Raw genomic sequence first — 14,059 nt, 5'->3', positions numbered from 1 at the left:
AAGATTTATGCAAAATCTAAAATCTAAAATCTAAAATCGGATGACTCAAGTTTCGATAAATGCTCTAGTTCAAGGGGCAATTTCTGGTAATCATATTGTCAGCTTTCCTACGGATACTGTACCCGCTTTAGCTGCAAAACCCGATCGCGCGGAGTTGATTTTTGCAGCTAAACGCCGTAGTCAAGACAAACCGCTGATTTTGATGGCAGCATCGGCGGAGGCTTTGTGGCCTTACGTGCAGGGGAGTCCAGCAGAGTTGAATTTGTGGCAGCAAGTGGCCGCATCCTATTGGCCTGGGGCGCTAACTTTGGTGCTGCCGGCTTCGCCGCTGGTGCCACCTGCCATGAATGCGATCGATCGCACTACAATCGGGATACGAGTGCCTAACTTTCCCCTTGCACTCCAGATTTTAGAGCAGACAGGCCCTTTGGCGACTACGAGCGCTAATTTGTCCGGCCAAGCGCCTCTGGAGTCGGTGGCAGAAATTGAGGCGCAGTTTCCCGAAGTCTTGACATTAGTTGCTGCTGAATTAGCAACAGCGCCAACAGCGCCAACAGCTTCGAGTTTGCCTTCGACTGTGGCTAAATGGGCCTGTGGCAATTGGGAAATATTGCGACAAGGCGCGATCGAGCTAGAATGCTAAAAGCTAAACTCCTAGGCAAAGTAATATGGCGCCGATCGGCTGGAGCGACTTGATATATTTAGGTATGGGACTGGGACTGGGTTTGGGAGGCAGTTTGATTTGGCGCGGGCAGCAAAAAAGCTCGCAACAGCCAGAACCTGCGCCCAAAGTGCCACCAACTCCTCAAGAAATTAACTTAGAGAAGTTTGATGCCCTCGGAGAGCAACTGAAGCAAACTCAATTGGCTTATCAGATGGCATCGGAGATGAGTCTATTTAAGGCGGGTTTTTTGGCTCGAACTTCTCATGAGTTGCGATCGCCCCTGAGCACTATGATTGGTACGCTGCAATTAATTCTCTCAGATTTGTGCGACGATCCTGCTGAGGAACGAGAGTTTGTCGAACAAGCTCACGTCGCAGCACTCAAGCTGGTGAAATTGATAGATGAAATTATCTCTGTTGCTAAAACTGAACACGGCACTGACAGGATGGATATTGAGCCGATTCAGTTAGCTAAGGTTTTTGATGAAGTTGATGACTTAACTTATTTGCAAGCCGCTAATCGCAGCATTCGTTTGGAGATATTGCCGCCAGATCCGGGGATTTATGTATTGGCAGATTTGCCGAGGTTTAGGCAAGTTTTAGTCAATTTGGTAGATACTGCTATTGCTCAGATGGAGGAGGGGAGTATTTCTGTTTCTGCCCATTCTTCGCCGGAATCTGGCTGCGTTCACATTTGGGTGGACGATCAGCGTTCGGTTAGTGCTTGGAGCGAGTCTTGGGATTTGCTGAAGCACGATTTGGAGTGCGATCCTACTAAGAGCAGCGATAATTCTAAGGTGTCTTCTGGCATGAGGTTACTGATGAATCAGACTCTTTTAAGTTTGATGAATGGCAAGTTGGAGGTTCTGGCCGTGCCTTCTGAGTCGGAAGAGTCCAATTTTAACCGGACTCAGTGTTCTATTCCTTTGGCAACTTTGTGATGAAGGAAGTTCGGCAACGGATTTTTTAACGGATTTAACGGATTTAACGGATTTAACGGATTTAGCGGAGGTCGAAAAGAGGGCAATGGATTTAACGGATTTAATTATTGATAGGGAGTAAGGTGCGCATTGCGCACCCTACATATGATAGATTTTGGTGCAAGTTTTGTGCTTATTTAACAAATAGCAGTTAGCAATTCGCCGTTGCTAATTTCTAATTCGACATTTTCTTCTAAGAGCTGATTTTCAAGTACCATTGTGGTGCTGGCGTTATGCTGAAAACCGATGCGCTCGTAGAAGCTTTGTTTGTAGGTTGTCATCAAGTAAACTCGCTCTACTCGGCACATCCGAGGGTGGCTCAAGACGGTTTGCACTAATTTGCGGCCGAGTCCTGCACCTTGATAATCTGGGTGAATGGCGACATCCCAGATGGTGGCTCGATAGATGCCGTCTGATGTGGCCCTGGCAAACCCGATCGCCCGTGAGCCATCCCAAACTGTCACAACTGGTTCGCTGTTGGCGATCGCGATTTCCCAATCTTCTATTTTGCGTTCCCTCGCCCAAAAGGCGGCGGCTTTAAATAGTTCTTGGATCTGTACGATGTCGGCGCGATCGCGCTTTGTGCAAAATTGAATGTGACTCGAATCCCTAGTCGTTGATGTCATGCTCAATATGCCTTTAAGTTTTATCTAAACTGTGTTACTTTTACTGTCTTGCAGGAATGAAAGTTGATTTTGCTTGGGAACAATCAATAATTGAATTCCCGATTTACACAACCATTACTATTGACACATATTCTCTAAGGGATTTCGGTGATTATTAATACTTTTTTGTATAAAGTTGGTGAAAAAGTTTTTGACTCAAAATTCGCCAGATTAGACGGCGGTTGAAACCGCTTCTAGACAAGCGAAGTCCGCGACTCGACTTCGCTCGCCGAACACCTCCGCGGTGTAAAGAAGATCGCGTAATTTTCACCTCCTTGTCTTCAACCCGCAGGCGAGTGCGTGAGTGTTTGTATAGACGCGGTTTCAACCGCTCGGTATTCCGATCCCAAACGTATTGGGTGGGGCCTCACGAGTGAATCAGTTTTTCAGCCAGCGGGCGGCGTCTTTGGCGTGATAAGTCAAAATCAAATCAGTACCAGCACGCTTGAATCCTGTCAAGGTTTCCATCACTACTCTTTCTTCGTCAATCCAACCGTTGAGGGCGGCGGCTTTCACCATCGCGTATTCTCCAGAAACGTTGTAAGCAGCAACTGGCAAATTAGTTGCTTCTTTGACGCGCCAGATAATGTCCATGTAAGCTAAAGCGGGTTTAACCATTAGCATATCCGCACCTTCGGCAATGTCGAGAGCAATTTCTTTGAGAGCTTCGCGGCCGTTTCCTGGATCCATTTGATAGGTGCGCCGATCGCCAAATTGCGGAGCAGAATCAGCCGCATCCCGGAACGGGCCATAATAAGCTGAGGCGTATTTTGCCGCGTAGGACATGATGGGAATATCTTCAAATCCAGCACTGTCCAATCCTTCGCGAATTGCTCCCACAAAACCGTCCATCATTCCCGAAGGTGCAATAATATCTGCACCAGCTCTAGCTTGAGCAACGGCAGTTTTCTTCAGCAATTCTAGAGTCGGATCGTTCAAAACGCGACCGCTTAAATCTCCGACTTCCAAATAGCCACAGTGACCGTGACTGGTATATTCGCACAGACAAGTATCGACCATGACGATTAAATCTGGTACGGCTGCTTTGACTGCTGCCGTTGCTTGTTGAACGATGCCGCAATCGTGCCAAGCACCTGTGGCGTCTGTATCTTTGTCTGCGGGAATGCCGAATAAAATAATCGCGGGAATGCCGAGGTCGTAAACTTCTTTTGCTTCTTCTACGATTTTGTCTACCGATAGCTGGTAAACTCCGGGCATCGATTTAACTTCTTTAGCAAAACCTTCCCCCGGTACGGCAAATAGGGGGTAAATTAAATCGCTGGTTGTCAAGATATTTTCGCGTACCATCCGGCGGAGTTGGGGATGGTTGCGGAGGCGGCGGGGGCGGTGAGTTGGAAACATAATGTTTTTTTTACGGTAGATAAAGTCCAGCTTTCTGGGACTCGCGGCGTTTGTTTAAAAGTCTAAAGCTTATTGTTGGTCGATCGCCCTCAACTTAAGTAAAGTTCTGTAAAACCCGCGATGTCCATTGTTCGCAGCATCGGACTTAAGTCCTCTCTACTCTCTAGCCTTTCTGGTTCGCAGACTGAACCCTAACGGTGCTGGGATGGGTTGGTACGGATATCTCGCTGGCTTCACACCTACAACCGGGCTGCCTATTCGCGAAGATAGACTGTAAATTATAAATGTATCGAATAGTAACGGTCTTATGTACAAGCAACTAATTTCAAAGATCAAACCACTTTTGAAATCACTATTTGCGATCGGTCTGGTACTGACGCTAGCCCTGAGTAACGCTGACGGAGCTCTGGCGGCCCGCAGCGGAGGACGCATGGGTGGCGGATCTTTTAGAGCTCCGGCGCGCAGTTACTCGTCTCCTAGTCGCACTTACGCCCCGTCTGGAGGCGGTTACTACCCCGGTGGCTACGGCGGCGGCTTTGGTGGTGGCTTCGGTTTCCCATTCTTGCTGCCGTTTTTTGGGTTTGGTGGCGGCTTTGGCGGCCTGTTCTCGATTTTGATTTTTATTTCGATCGCGAATTTCCTGGTGCGAAGCTTCCGTAGCGCTGGTGGCACAACTGACGAACTCGGCAACAGCACGGCTACTACGACGGTATCTGTGGCCCGCTTGCAAGTTGGTTTGCTAGCAGAGGCCCGCGGTTTGCAGGGCGAACTCGACTCCTTAGCGCGCAAAGCCAATACGGATACAGCGGCCGGCCGCGCTCAAGTGTTGCAAGAATCTACTCTGGCGATGCTGCGGCATCCTGAATATTGGGTTTATGCAGGCGCTGACTCTGTGCAAACTCGCTTGGAAGCAGCCGAAGCTAAATTTAACCAGTTTTCTTTGGCAGAACGCAGCAAGTTTACTGAAGAAACGCTCTCGAATTATAACAACCAGCTCCGGCAAGCAGGGAGCAGCAAAAACCTGCCAGGTTTGCAGGAAAACGGCGCGCTGGTTGCTTCTGAGTTGAATTCAGATCCTGGGGAATTTATTGTGGTGACGGTGATTGTCGGTACTCAAGGCAAATTGCAATTGCCAACAGTGAAAAACTCTGATGATTTGCGCCAAGCTTTGCGCCTGATTGGAGGAGTATCGAGCGAGCAGTTGCTGGCGGTTGAGGTGCTGTGGACTCCTCAAGCTAACGGCGATACTCTGACTGCTGATGATATGTTGGCTGGCTATCCTGATTTGCGATCGATTTAGCGATCGAGACTGGGCGCGGAGCGTTGTCTCCCGCGCCCCATCCCGCACCAAAGCTGTGGGGAAAACCCGATTGCTGAAGCGGGATGGTATGGATGCCGATCGAGTTACAAAAGATTGTTGAACAAATGCTAGTATTGAGAGATTATGATTCAGTCTGATTCATCTAACGTTGACAAGTCCTGACCTTGAAGCGTTTTGCGAAGAAGTTAGGCAGGATAAGAAAAACTGTATTCAGCGAGGAGTGACTGCTTCGGAAGAAGTTGCAACCGCGCGCCATCTAAGTTTAATATAAAAAAGCGATCGGGAGCTCAACTTATGGCCGACAGCAGCAGAAAAAAAGCACTTTTTATTTTGAGCCAGTTAAATAACGATGATATCGACTGGATCGTCCAAAAAGGCAAAAAGGAAGTTCTCGCTCCAGGCGCGATTTTGATCAAGGAAGGGAAACAGATTGATGCACTATACATTGTTTTAAACGGGATTTTGAGCGTTTTGCTCGACGATGAGGAGAGTAAAGAACTCGCTAAAATAGCCAGTGGAGAACTTGTGGGAGAAGTTTCTTTTATTGACGCTCGCCCTCCTTTGGCAACGGTGAAGGCGATCGAAGAAACTCACTTGCTGGCAATTCCCAGGCGGCAGTTAGTAATCAAGCTTCAACACGATATGGGCTTTGCTTCCCGGTTTTACTATGGAATTTCGCTGTGTCTGGCAGACAGGATGCGCGGTACGATCAGACATATAGAATACGGTCGCAATATTGAATTGGATCAACCAGAATTAGATCGCGAGGATATTAATCCCAACGTCCTGGAAAATTTGGCGCTTGCTCAGGCTAAGTTTAATTGGCTGAGGGAAAATGTTAGGGCTTGATTAATTGTAATCCGAAAGGAAAATAGGGGCGGGTTTTAGCGGAAAGCTCGATCGACAATTTCCGGCTCTAGAAAAACCCCCCCTTGGCTTTGCAGTTCCAACCTCTCGCGCTGAGGCGCAACTACCAACCAGACAACCTAGATAATTCCCGGGCCTTTGCCGCGGGTGTCTGCATCCACTGTCAGTTGTCCTTCTTCGCCTTTTTTATCTTTGATTTCTGCGAGAATGCGAGCGCGTTCTGCGGCTTCGGCTTCCTCTTTTTCTCTCAAATCGCCCGGTTCGTTGATGTACATTTCCGGTTCGATGGCGTAATTGTTAACCAGACCTTCCTTGTCTACGGTATAACCATCTGTAGTGTGAATGCTTTCGTCATCAGTTTGGTCGTCTGTTTTGGCGCTTTGCTGCCTTCCTTCAGTGGTTGTGTGCATGAAGTTAGAGCCTTCGCGTTCTTGCCGCGCTGCTGTCTCAGCAGGAGTAATGCCCCTGTCGTAGTGGGGGGCTTCCATATTAGCTTCGATTTGTTCGTCAGCCGGTGTTGATTTGCTAACTTCTTCTTTGGGGGGTATTGGTTGGCGATTAGTCATGATTTATTCCTGGGTTATCTTTTCAAAAAGGTCTTTGCGTTATGTTTAAATATTAGGCCAAAGCTAACTCATTCACAAACTATCTTTGGTTATAGTTTCCGAGAAATTGCTGTGATGTAAAATACATTTATTGAGTCTTCCTCAAGACTGAGAGAATTCTGTTTTGAGTAAAAATTTCACACGGCGCGAGGATTTGACATCTATCTAAAGGTAGGGAATTGGAAATTGGAAATTGGTAATCGGGAATTGGAAATTGGGAATTGGTAATCGGGAATTGGAAATTGGAAATTGGGAAAATGACTAATGACTAATGACTACTGACTACTAACTACTGACTACTGACTAATTTCATGATTCTTTGAAGAAGCGGATGATTTCGCGGACGTGGTTGAGAAATTGTCCGTCATCGGTGAGTTGGGCGATCGCACTTTCTGCATCTCTTGCCAGTTTAGTGTGTTCTGCCTGGTTTGTCGATCGCAAATATTCTAGAGATGCCGCTACCTGAGTTAATTCTATTCTGATAGATTCTCGATCGCGCTCTTGGACAGCAGCCCACGAATGGGGATCGTCTGAATCTAATTGAGCCGTCAAATTTTTAACTGTTGATTCTAATTCTGTAAAGCGGTTGCGGAGTTCGACAATATCTTCGCGGGGGTGCAAGAATTGGCTGCGGATGGTTGTCAGTCGCACCGCTAAATACTGATAACCTCGGATAGCTGGACGCAGTACAGTTAAAAGCAGTGCAGCACCAGAACTGAGATAGCCAACAGCACTAATTCCGGTGGCGGCTAGGGCGTAAAGTGCGATCGCGCTACCCAGGTGAAGGGCGATCGCCACCAGGAGCGATCGGCTAGCTAATACAGTAACGTATTTGAGCTGTTCCGCATCGACAGCGATGTTTTTATTCGTAGATTCTGCCCCTTGCGCTAAAACTTCCTTAGCTTCAAAATGGATATTCCAGGGAACTGTAACTATCAGCAACAGCCATTCAAAAATAGCAATAGCAATTACCCAATCAATAAAACTGCCTGCGGAAACGTGCAGCCATTGCAGAATGGCAAAAATTAACAGTAACAATAGGCCAGTCCCTGCGCCGAAACTCGCAAAAGTGTTGTAATACATAGCGATTGCCTTTACGAAATGTTATTTTGATTGTGGATATATTTTGCAGGTATAGTTAGAGACTGTGTGACAGTTAGGGAATCTTCCTATTAAACTTGACTTGCAGGTATGGTATCGCCGTTTTCGATGACTTAAAAATTAAATCGTAACTTCACGGCACTCGAAAAAATGGTAAATGTATAATTGTCAGGGGTTAAACTTGAGAAATTTTGGTTGAAGTACGGTTGAACCGGGAGCTGCTCGATCGCCGGAGGCTGAGATACACTGATTGTGAGGTCGATCGCGCGCTACTGCAAGCTGCATCTCAGGAACCGAGACACCGCTACTGCAACCTGCGATCGGCCACAGCAAAATAGGTGCCAAAATTAACTCTACCGTCTTCAAATTCCCATAACTGCACATCTACAATCTAAAATCAAAAGTTAGCAAGGACAAACCGATGGCGAATTCAACTCTTGGTCTAGAAAATCAACTTTACGATTATCTGTTATCTATTTCCCTGCGGGAACCCGATATTCTCGCTTCACTGCGGGAAGAAACTGCTAAGCATCCTCTGGGTATGATGCAAATAGCTCCCGAACAAGGTCAGTTTATGGAAATGCTGGTGCAGCTTATGGGAGCGACAAAAACCTTAGAAATTGGCGTTTTCACTGGTTATAGCTCGCTGTGCGTAGCTTTAGCGCTGCCTTCTAACGGAAAAATTATTGCTTGCGATGTCAGCGAGGAATATACTTCGATCGCACGACGCTATTGGGAAGCTGCGGGTGTAGCAAACAAGATTTCTTTGCAGTTGGGCCCAGCAATAAATACTCTCGACAAACTCATAGCCGAGGGACAAGCAGGAACCTTTGATTTTGCCTTCATCGACGCCGATAAAGAAAATTATGAGGCTTATTTTGAGCGATCGCTCCAACTGGTGCGCAATGGCGGTTTAATTGTAATTGACAACGTTCTGTGGTCTGGACGAGTTGCCGATCCTCAAGTACAAGACACAAATACCCTCGCCCTTCGCAGTTTCAACGACAAATTGCGCAACGATCCCAGAGTTACTCTCAGTGTTGTCCCCATTGCTGACGGACTGACTTTGGCCCTGAAACGCCGCTGGGCGACTGTGATGCAGCCCGAAGATCAAAACTAAACAGTTGTTTGCGGTTTGCGGTTCATTTTTAAATAGCCACAAACCGCTAATTATTTAATTACATAAAATTCCTTTGCCTGCATAGAATCAAGTGTGCATTTCGCACCATACAAACTCAAAATTCTCGGGCAAAGTGCGGATGGCGCCCCGTACAGAATGATTTATTTTTAGTTAAGCTGAGGCGAAAATGCTGGGATCAAATTTGCAAGTAAAATTGCCGATTCACGAAACTTTTCAATGTACCGTTCAAGGCGAAGGCTACTGGACTGGGACTTTAGTTGATTTTATTAGATTAGCCGGTTGTCCTGTGCGGTGTCCTTGGTGCGATACTGGCTACGGAAATGGTGGCAAAGGTTTGCCCTCGGTGCCGCAGTCGATCGCACAATTGCTAGATCAACTCCAGTCTCCGAGAGTTGTCATTACTGGTGGCGAACCTTTCATTCACCAAAATTTGCCCGAGTTAGTGGAAGCTTTGTTAGCAACTGACAAGCAGGTGAGTATTGAAACTTCGGGTGCTTATTGGCAGGATGTTTCGCCGCTGGCTTGGATTACTCTTTCTCCTAAAGAGCACGTCAATCCTCAATATCCAGTGCAAGAGCATTTGTGGAGTAGAGCTAATGAAATTAAGTTAGTAGTAAGCACGGGCGAAGAAGTTGATTTTTATAGAAAATATTTGGCTGATAATGTGAATATTCCTGTATATTTGCAGCCGGAGTGGGAAAAGCGCGATCGGGCGATTCCGATTATTTTGGAGTTGCTGAAACAGCATCCGAGTTACAGGTTGTCTTTGCAAACTCACAAGTTTATTGGTGTGCAATAAACATCCAAAAATCATGTATGGGTGGGCTCACTAACTATCTATAAAACATACAAATAATCTCATAAAGCCGCCCCATCCGCGCCATTATTCACATCAACGTTTTACTCAATAAATTAATGGTACATTTTTATTGTTGGTGGGTGGAGGCGGGTTAACAATATTATTCATGCCGATCGTAAATGGTTTGTGAACCCGCCCGTACAAGCCATGAATTTTGTCATGATTTATGCAATTTTTTTAAGGATTGCAGATTTGTGCTATCGCCCTTTCTTCAGGATGGTTGGCAATGTAATTGCTCAGCCATTGACAACTCAGCTTCATTAAGCTATCTAGATCGAGTTCCAAATTCCAGATCCTTAAAGTAGCATCATCGCTAGCCGAAACAAGAGTTTTGCCATCGGGACTAATGTTAACATCATTAACTCGATCGCGATGTCCGTCAAAAGTTTGTAATGGCTGCGCCTCCGAGCTGGTTTTGCCGTCTGCGACATTCCATAGTTTAATTGTGCGATCGAAACTTGCAGATGCTAAAGTTTTGCCATCGGGACTGAAACTAATGCTTTTTACCCATGTTCCATGTCCTTTAATAGTTCTGATTTCGGTTCCGGTTTCTGCATTCCACAATTTAATCGTGCTGTCATCGCAAGCCGATCCTAAAATGTTGCCATCGGGACTGAAACGCAGGCTGGTAATTCGGCTGTTATGCGCTTTCACAATCCTTCTTCGGGGAGATTCTAAGTTGTTTAAATTCCAGAATAATATCGTGCGATCGTTCCCTGCGGAGGCTAAAGTTTTGCCGTCGGGACTGAAGGTGACACTTCTAACTCTTTCCAGATGTCCTTTCAAAGTTTTGATTTCAGTGCCGCTTTCTAGGTTCCACAATTTCACAGTTTTATCGATCGCAGATGATGCTAAAATTTTACCGTCTGGACTGAAAACAACGCTGTCAATTCCGCTCTGATGTCCTGAAAGAGTTTTAATTTCGGTGCCGCTTTCTAGGTTCCACAATTTAATAGTTCGATCGCCCGACGCGGATGCTAAAATTTTGCCGTCAGGGGCGAAACTGACGCTGGTGACAGCACCTTGATGTCCTAGAAAAGTTTTGATTTCGCTGCCGTTTTGTGCATCCCATAATTTAACAGTGCGATCGCCGCTACCGGAAGCAATAGTTTTGCCGTCGGGGGAGAAACTCGCGCTGAAAACCTGGCTGCGGTGGCTTTCCAGAACTTTGGGTTCGATGCCGCCGAGGTTCCAGAGTCGTACCGTGCGATCGGTACCTCCGGTTGCCAAAGTGCGGCCGTCGGGACTGAAACTGAGGCTTGCAACCCTACCACTGTGTCCTTTGAGCGTTTGCGGCTCGATGTCTCCCAACCGCGATAAATTCCATAATTTGACGGTTCCGTCTTCGCTAGCGGTAGCCAGAGTTGGGCTGTTGCTGCCAGGAGGGCTGAATTTGACGCTCCAGACTTCTTTGCTGTGGGCTTGGAGGGTTTTGAGGAGAGTCAGGTTTTGGACATCCCACAGCTTGACTAAACCGTCTTCGCCAGCGGATGCTAGGGTTTTGCCGTCGTTGGAAAAACTGACACTTCTGACAGCTTTGCTATGGCCTGTCAGCGTGGCGATTTCGGTTCCGTCTGCTGGATTCCAGAGTTTGACAGTGCGATCGCTACCGGAAGATGCGATCGCCAATCCGTCGGGCGAAAAAGTGACGCTTGTTGCCCAGCCCCTATGTCCTGTAAAGGTTTTGAGCAAAGTGCCGTCGGCCGGATTCCAGAGTTTGACAGTGCCGTCGGAACCCGAAGATGCGATCGTCAATCCATCGGGAGCAAAACTGACTCCTCTCACCCAGCCCTTATGTCCTGTAAGGGTTCTGATTTCTGTGCCGTTGGCGAGGTTCCAGATTTTGATCGTAGCATCGTCGCTAGCAGATGCGATCGTCTTGCCATCGGGTGAGAAACTGACATTCCCAACGTTATCGCCGTGTCCGGTGAGGGTTCTGAGCAATGTGCCGTCTGGGTTCCAGAGTTTGATAGTATCGTCGGCGCTAGCGGATGCGAGGATTTTTCCATCGGGCGAGAAAACGACGTTTCTGATGAAAGCTTGGTGGCCTGCAAGCCGATCGCGCTCTCGGATGCTGTAAATTGCTTGTTGGAGGGCGATCGATACTTGCATCTTAGTTTCGGATTTTGCCGGACTGAATGCCTCTAATTTTTTCATTTTATCTGCTGCTTGCAGTGCTTCAATCATTGCTGCAAAAGGATTTGAGGCTAAAGTTGTTTTTGACGACACACTTTCCAGGATAATTTTTGTTTCTGCGAGGGAGCGATCGGCTTTGACTACTTGCAATTGTATGGCGATCGCTGCGGCTAAAGATAGCGCTAAAATAGTCGAGCCGATCGCAATTATCCTTCTAGCTTGTTTTTTAGCTAACATTAACTCTGTTTTAGCTTGATGCTGAGCCAGACTTAAAGTTTCATTAGCTTGTGCCAATATTTGACTTTCCTCAGCTTGCAGTGCAAAAGCCAATTCAACTTCTCGCTTTTCCAAATCCTGAGCCTCCGATAAAAAGCGATAATCCAGATGACTTAAACTTTGATATTTTGCCCATTCCAAAGCTTCTTGCAGTGCATTTCCGCGCAGCAACCGCGAATTATCCTCAAAATTGGCAGCAGTCCAAGCATTAAAACTTTCCGCATAAGGCCGCAGCTTTCCCAACTGTTTTTCTACCCATTCAAGATTGAAAACTTCCGCATAAATACGGTTGTAAACTTTTAATTTACCTGCATGATGAACCACCAAACCCGACAGCCGCAGCTCAGTTTGTTCGGGACTGCCATCAGCCATCACCCCCCCCAGCCCCCCCTTGCTAAGGGGGGGAGTAAGAATAGCATTTAGCTCCTCCTTGCTAAGGGGAGATTCACCAGCATTTAGCCCCCCCTTAGCAAGGGGGGGTTGGGGGGGTTTTCCGGGCAAGATTTGCTGGTAAAGCCCCAATAACTGCCCTGCTTTTTGCTGATTTCTCAAAATGCGATCGCGAATAGTTTTCAAATGTTCAGGCTCATCCTGAGACTCCCAATTCTCCACAATCCGCAACTGCACAACCTGTTCAACCGATCGCGAATTTCCCCATGCTGATTCCTCAATCATCAGTTTACACAATTTCTGGGTAAGAAAAGGTTGTCCACCTGTCCAATCGAGAATTTGGGCGATCCTCTGCGAGGGCTTCGCTAACGCACTTTCAGCATGAACAACTTGCCCCTGCCAACCATCAATCAAAGGCTGCACTTCATCAATTTTAAAGCCGCCTAAATTTATCGCCTTACCAATATTAAAAGGAGTTTGAGTTTTATCAGCAATCAAATCCGAAGGCGCCGCCACCCCCAACAGCGCAAAAGTCAAACGCCCATATAAAGGATTGTCAACTCTTTGATTGTAAAACCAGCGAATCAGAGCAAAAAACTCATCGGTAGAAAAATTCATGCTCAAAACGCGATCGATCTCGTCAATAAAAATAACAATATTTGATTCTATCTCAACTAAAATAACTTCTTCAATAAACAAACTAAATCGCTGGAGAGGCGATAACAAATCCCGGCAATCGCGCCACCAATTGCGCCAATTAATTTGATTGCCTAGCTGACAGCTACTAACCAAAGAATTAACAATACCAGCATACCACTTTTCGGGAGTTACATCTTCCTTACCAATCCCAGTTAAATCGATAAAAGCGCAAACAGTACCTTCAGCTTGCAACCTTTGCATAGCCCGCACCCGCAAGCTTGATTTGCCCATCTGCCGCGAATTCAGCACGTAACAAAACTCTCCCGCGCTCAAACTTTCGTAAAAGTCTAAGTCTGCTTGCCGCGTCACGTAACTAGACGCATCTGCTGGGAGACTCCCGCCAATCTGATATTCATCACTAAGTGGAGATTCTTTCATCATTGCTTGCACCCATATCGAGATTTGATTGTACGATCGCTTACTTGACTATGTAGAGATTTAGCAAAAAACCTGACTTTTACTGATTTTGATGATGCTGGGTCAGGATGCACCTGATTTTTCCCTATAAATTCAAAGCCTGAAGTTATTTATCAGTTCCTATAATACCTGATTTTATCACCATTGCCGTTCAAGAGTTTTAGCAACAAACTGATAACAGGAAGTGAAAAGTGCCGAAAAAAATGCTGTTCAAAACAGGATTGTTCAAGGATTAATCACTCTGACAACTTATCTAAATTTTTGATGAGGTTTGTTATGAACGAAAAGACAAGTAAGCAGAAGGTTGAAGTTTCGCGCGAAGAGCGTGCTCGTATGACTAAACTCACTGAGGAAGTCACCATTCGCGTTCAAGAGATGGCTCGCATTGTCAGGGGAAACCTTGGCATGGACGTTAGTGTTCCTGTGGGTAAATTCACCATGACCACGGGGACTCCAGAAAATCCGCGAATCCACCTCGAGTTTGAACCAATAATCGTTATCGGCGATGGCAACGGCTGTTATGCAGATCCGCCGGGAATTTGCTGCGAATGCCCATGCCCTGAATGAATGCTAAGCC

The 14,059-nt window shown here is 46.6% G+C and carries 14 protein-coding genes; 8 read left to right on the top strand and 6 right to left on the bottom strand.

All coding sequences use genetic code 11. From position 1 onward, the window contains the following. Window positions 1-40 precede the first annotated feature (40 nt). Together QUB68_RS01910 and QUB68_RS01905 are read left to right on the top strand one after the other, a co-directional pair. Window positions 41-643 (top strand): L-threonylcarbamoyladenylate synthase, encoded by a 603-nt coding sequence (locus QUB68_RS01910; protein ID WP_332988850.1) that lies wholly within the window; start codon window positions 41-43, stop codon window positions 641-643. A gap of 25 nt (window positions 644-668) precedes the next feature. Further along, complete coding sequence (locus QUB68_RS01905; protein WP_332988849.1) at window positions 669-1,604, top strand: sensor histidine kinase; 936 nt, start codon at window positions 669-671, stop codon at window positions 1,602-1,604. Window positions 1,605-1,780: 176 nt separating this feature from the next. Here QUB68_RS01905 and QUB68_RS01900 read toward each other — a convergent pair whose 3' ends face one another. Continuing rightward, window positions 1,781-2,269, bottom strand: a complete 489-nt coding sequence (locus tag QUB68_RS01900; protein ID WP_332988847.1) for a GNAT family N-acetyltransferase — start codon at window positions 2,267-2,269, stop codon at window positions 1,781-1,783. Window positions 2,270-2,686: 417 nt separating this feature from the next. Next, the gene (hemB, locus tag QUB68_RS01895) at window positions 2,687-3,670 is read right to left on the bottom strand and encodes a porphobilinogen synthase (RefSeq protein ID WP_332988846.1); all 984 of its coding nucleotides are present in this window, start codon (window positions 3,668-3,670) and stop codon (window positions 2,687-2,689) included. Between the two features lie 307 nt (window positions 3,671-3,977). Here hemB and QUB68_RS01890 point away from each other — a divergent pair, with 307 nt between their 5' ends. The 3 genes from QUB68_RS01890 (at window position 3,978) to QUB68_RS01880 (ending at window position 5,840) form a co-directional block, all read left to right on the top strand. Next, on the top strand, window positions 3,978-4,970 hold the full coding sequence (locus tag QUB68_RS01890) for a DUF1517 domain-containing protein (protein WP_332988845.1): 993 nt from the start codon (window positions 3,978-3,980) through the stop codon (window positions 4,968-4,970). Then, window positions 4,930-5,091, top strand: a complete 162-nt coding sequence (locus QUB68_RS01885; RefSeq protein ID WP_332988843.1) for a hypothetical protein — start codon at window positions 4,930-4,932, stop codon at window positions 5,089-5,091. Before QUB68_RS01890 ends, QUB68_RS01885 begins: the two co-directional genes overlap by 41 nt. A 194-nt stretch (window positions 5,092-5,285) precedes the next feature. After that, window positions 5,286-5,840 carry a cyclic nucleotide-binding domain-containing protein gene (locus QUB68_RS01880; RefSeq protein ID WP_332988842.1) on the top strand — a complete coding sequence of 185 codons (555 nt, stop codon included), beginning with the start codon at window positions 5,286-5,288 and terminating at the stop codon, window positions 5,838-5,840. Between the two features lie 137 nt (window positions 5,841-5,977). On the opposite strand, the gene QUB68_RS01875 is transcribed toward QUB68_RS01880, so the two are convergent. The 3 genes from QUB68_RS01875 to QUB68_RS01865 all read right to left on the bottom strand — a co-directional run bounded on the left by QUB68_RS01875 (window position 5,978) and on the right by QUB68_RS01865 (window position 7,909). Next, the gene (locus QUB68_RS01875) at window positions 5,978-6,424 is read right to left on the bottom strand and encodes a hypothetical protein (RefSeq protein ID WP_332988840.1); all 447 of its coding nucleotides are present in this window, start codon (window positions 6,422-6,424) and stop codon (window positions 5,978-5,980) included. A 348-nt stretch (window positions 6,425-6,772) separates the two neighbouring features. Beyond that, window positions 6,773-7,546: a hypothetical protein gene (locus QUB68_RS01870; protein WP_332988839.1), complete on the bottom strand. Its 774-nt coding sequence runs from the start codon at window positions 7,544-7,546 to the stop codon at window positions 6,773-6,775. A 186-nt stretch (window positions 7,547-7,732) separates the two neighbouring features. Then, window positions 7,733-7,909 (bottom strand): hypothetical protein, encoded by a 177-nt coding sequence (locus QUB68_RS01865; protein WP_332988838.1) that lies wholly within the window; start codon window positions 7,907-7,909, stop codon window positions 7,733-7,735. Window positions 7,910-7,985: 76 nt separating this feature from the next. Between QUB68_RS01865 and QUB68_RS01860 the strand changes: the two genes are divergently transcribed. Further along, window positions 7,986-8,684 (top strand): class I SAM-dependent methyltransferase, encoded by a 699-nt coding sequence (locus QUB68_RS01860; protein WP_332988836.1) that lies wholly within the window; start codon window positions 7,986-7,988, stop codon window positions 8,682-8,684. 187 nt (window positions 8,685-8,871) lie between these two features. After that, window positions 8,872-9,504: a 7-carboxy-7-deazaguanine synthase QueE gene (locus QUB68_RS01855; protein WP_332988834.1), complete on the top strand. Its 633-nt coding sequence runs from the start codon at window positions 8,872-8,874 to the stop codon at window positions 9,502-9,504. Between the two features lie 237 nt (window positions 9,505-9,741). On the opposite strand, the gene QUB68_RS01850 is transcribed toward QUB68_RS01855, so the two are convergent. Then, on the bottom strand, window positions 9,742-13,446 hold the full coding sequence (locus QUB68_RS01850) for an AAA-like domain-containing protein (protein WP_332988833.1): 3,705 nt from the start codon (window positions 13,444-13,446) through the stop codon (window positions 9,742-9,744). Between the two features lie 369 nt (window positions 13,447-13,815). On the opposite strand from QUB68_RS01850, the gene QUB68_RS01845 reads away from it, so the two are divergent. Next, window positions 13,816-14,049, top strand: coding sequence for a hypothetical protein (locus tag QUB68_RS01845; RefSeq protein WP_332988832.1), 234 nt, complete (start codon window positions 13,816-13,818; stop codon window positions 14,047-14,049). Window positions 14,050-14,059 lie beyond the last annotated feature (10 nt).

It is taken from the genome of Microcoleus sp. A006_D1 (assembly GCF_036702805.1).
In the GTDB taxonomy this organism is placed as follows: Bacteria; Cyanobacteriota; Cyanobacteriia; order Cyanobacteriales; family Microcoleaceae; genus Microcoleus.
Note: the sequence above shows the minus strand (reverse complement) of the source record. Positions and strands in the feature narration are given on the sequence as shown.